Genomic DNA, 3,170 nt, shown 5'->3' with positions numbered 1-3,170 from the left:
TGGCTTGGCGTCAGCATGCCGCGATTCGGTCGCACGGAGAGCATTTCCCAGTTGACAAAACTATAGGAACACCCCCCACTGTCGGCAGAAAAGGAACGTCCCCATCTGCCGGATTAAGCGAGACTCTCCAGCACGCGACGGAGCTCCTGCTGGACGGCGTGGTCGCGGTTACAACCCACCACGCGATCGGCCACCGCCTTAAGCGCGGGGCGCGCGTTTTCCATCGCGCAGCCCGTGCCGACAAAGCGAATGATCTCGTAGTCGTTCATCGAGTCGCCAAACGCCATGACCTCGTCGCGACCAATGCCGTAATGCTCCGCGAGCTGCGCGATACCCGAGGCCTTCGACACACCGGGCTGCATGGCATCAATCCACGCGTTGCCCGAAGGCGCAAAAGTAAAGAGCTGACCAAGTTCGCGCTGTAGCACGTACGCGCTGTCCATAACCGCACTGTCGTCGCAAAAGATACTCGCTTTGATGATATTTACGCTGGGATCGGGCAGCTCCCAAATGCGCTCGGCATTGGGAAGGTCCTTATCGACCTCACGCACGAACTTGCACTCGTCATCGAGCAGGAAGGACTTGGTTCGGTCAAAGAGCGCAAGATGCAGATTGGGAAACGTCCTGACGGCCTGGGCGAGCCTTCGAATCGCCAGGTGGGAATACACCTCACGGTCCACCATCTTACCGTCGGCGTAGACCTGAGCGCCGTTAGCGGCGACAAAGTCCATCTTGTCGCGAACGGGCGCAAAGAACTCGCACAGGCGATCGTAGCGACGACCTGACGATGCGGCGAAATGCACGCCATGCTCGTGTAGCGCCAGAATCAGTTCGTAGGTCTCGGGAGGCACCTGGCCGTTTTCGTCAAGCAGCGTGCCGTCCATATCGGATGCAATCAGTTTAAACATAGGAAAGCTCCCTTCGGGCTTGTTGGAATCAAACGTGTATCCGATTCCAACGTACCCAAAGGGAGCTCAAATAAGACTCCGCGGGCGTAAACGTTACAAGGACCTGGCAAATAGCTCACACATGCCAGAGGTCCTACGGTCGCGGCGTCAGGCAGCCCGCCAAAGAGTGTCCCCGATGACTAGTCGGCGTAGGTGAAGGTTGTGACGTCGAACATGCCCTCGGGGCGGATGCGGAGCGTCGGGATGACCGGCAGGGGCAGGAAGATGATGCCCATGATGGGGTCGAGCGGCGGCTCAATACCCATAGCGCGTGCCTTGACCATAAAGTCGTCGTGCTGCGCCGCGACGTCTTCGGCAGTGCCTTCGCTCATAAGGCCACCGAGCGCCAGCGGAATACGCGCCACGACCTTGCCGTTGCGCACCAGCACGTGGCCGCCCTGGCCCACGGCCTCGACGGCAGCCATCATATCAGCCGCGCTGTCGCCCACCACGCACACGTTGTGCGAGTCGTGGCCGATCGTCGAGGCGATGGCACCGCCCGTGATGGTAAAGCCGCGCACCCAGCCGCGACCGATATGCTTGCCGACCAGGCCCAGGCCAGCGGGGCCGTCGCCATCGGCGCCCTCGGCCTGCAGCGACACGCCGCGACCGTGGCGCTCGATCAGCATAATGCGGCGCAGGCCCTCGGCACTCTCGGGGCGAGCCATACCCGTGATGGCCTTACCCGGCACCACGTCGATCACGGCCTCGCCCGGCTTAAAGGCATAGTCGAACACGTCGAGCGATAGCTTCGGCAGTTTAACGGAAGCGCGCAGCTCATCGGCAAGGGCCGCAACCTCGGCCATCTCGGGTGCAATCTCGCCCACAAAGGTGCCGTCCTGCGCCACCAGGGCACCGGCGGCATAAACACGATGCGGAGCCTTGGCAAACGTCAGGTCATCGAGCAACAGCAGGTCGGCGCGTTTGCCCGGGGCGATCGCGCCACGGAGCTCATGCGGGTCGCGACAGCCGTGGTCCAGGCCAAATGCCTCAGCCGTGGAAAGGGACGCCATGGAGATGGCGACCACGGGGTCGATACCGGCCTCGATAGCCACGCGGCAGGCATTGTCGATCATGCCGGTCGAAAGAGCATCGGAGGGAGCGCGGTCGTCGGTCGCAAGGCAGCAGCGGCGGGCGCGGGCAGGATTCTCCAGCAGCATCGGGGACAAATTGGCCAGGTCGTGGCTGCACGTGCCCTCACGCAGCATCACATACATGCCGCGGGACAGCTTGTCGAGTGCCTCCTCGGGAATCGTCGACTCGTGGTCGGCGATAATGCCCGCTGCGGCATAGGCGTTGAGGTCCTTACCGGCAACGAGCGGCGCGTGGCCGTCAACCTGCTTGGACGGCGTCTGGTTGGCAGCATCGATGCGAGCACAGGTCTCGGGGTCGGCCATAAAGACGCCCGGCAGGTTCATCATCTCGCCCAGACCAAAGACATCGCCTGGATGCTCGGCAAAAAACGCCTGCATATCGGCAGCCGAAATAACGGCACCGGCCTGCTCGTCGGGCAGCGCGGGCACGCACGAAGGCATCATGTACTTGATGGAGATGGGCGCGCGGCGACCATCCTCGATCATAAAGCGCAAGCCGTCGAGACCGGCAACATTGGCAATCTCGTGGCTGTCGGCAATGGCGGTGGTGGTACCGCGCGTCGCGGCCATGCGAGCATACTCGGCGGGACGGATGTTCGAAGACTCGATATGCAGATGCCCGTCAATAAAACCGGGAGCAAGATAGCGACCCTGGCAGTCGATGACCTCAGTTGCCTCATAGGTGCCAGCGGCATCGTCGCGACCATCGTAGAGCACGCCGACGATCACACCGTCCTTGACGGCAACGCTGCCGGGCGCCACGCGCTGGCCATACACGTCGACAATCTGTGCATTGGTAAACAGCGTGTCGATGGGCACGCGCCCCTCGGCAGCATCGATCACAGACCTCATGACCTCAACGGACATACATACTCCTTTAACCGTAGAAAACAGCTGCGGAGCGGACAGGCCTTCACCGCAGCAAGTCAATAGCCATTGTATGCCCAAACGATGGGTCAACAATACGCCTCTCCGCTTAACGGCACACGTCGCTTGGCGCAATGAGGAGAGGTTGCTTTGCACCAATGACAAGGAGTGTCCCAAAGTGCCGACACAGACGATATGAGCAGGACATAAAAACATTGAGAGCCCCTGCTGCATGAAAGACCGCGGATTAGGCCGACAATGG

The 3,170-nt window shown here is 61.4% G+C and carries 2 protein-coding genes; both read right to left on the bottom strand.

What is annotated here, in order from left to right:
* Positions 1–113: 113 nt before the first annotated feature.
* Positions 114–908, bottom strand: coding sequence for a Cof-type HAD-IIB family hydrolase (locus AB5202_RS09850; protein ID WP_055310360.1), 795 nt, complete (start codon positions 906–908; stop codon positions 114–116).
* Positions 909–1,087: 179 nt separating this feature from the next.
* Entirely contained in the window at positions 1,088–2,908 is a 1,821-nt protein-coding gene (locus AB5202_RS09845; RefSeq protein WP_368144655.1) for an adenine deaminase, read from the bottom strand.
* Positions 2,909–3,170: the final 262 nt, after the last annotated feature.

This window comes from Collinsella aerofaciens (assembly GCF_040915545.1).
Taxonomy (GTDB): Bacteria; Actinomycetota; Coriobacteriia; order Coriobacteriales; family Coriobacteriaceae; genus Collinsella; species Collinsella aerofaciens_BE.
Note: the sequence above shows the minus strand (reverse complement) of the source record. Positions and strands in the feature narration are given on the sequence as shown.

Coding starts and splice junctions, on each gene's coding strand:
- AB5202_RS09850 (WP_055310360.1), bottom strand. CDS start 908: ATGTTTAAACTGATTGCATCCGATATGGACGGCACGCTGCTTGACGAA.
- AB5202_RS09845 (WP_368144655.1), bottom strand. CDS start 2,908: ATGTCCGTTGAGGTCATGAGGTCTGTGATCGATGCTGCCGAGGGGCGC.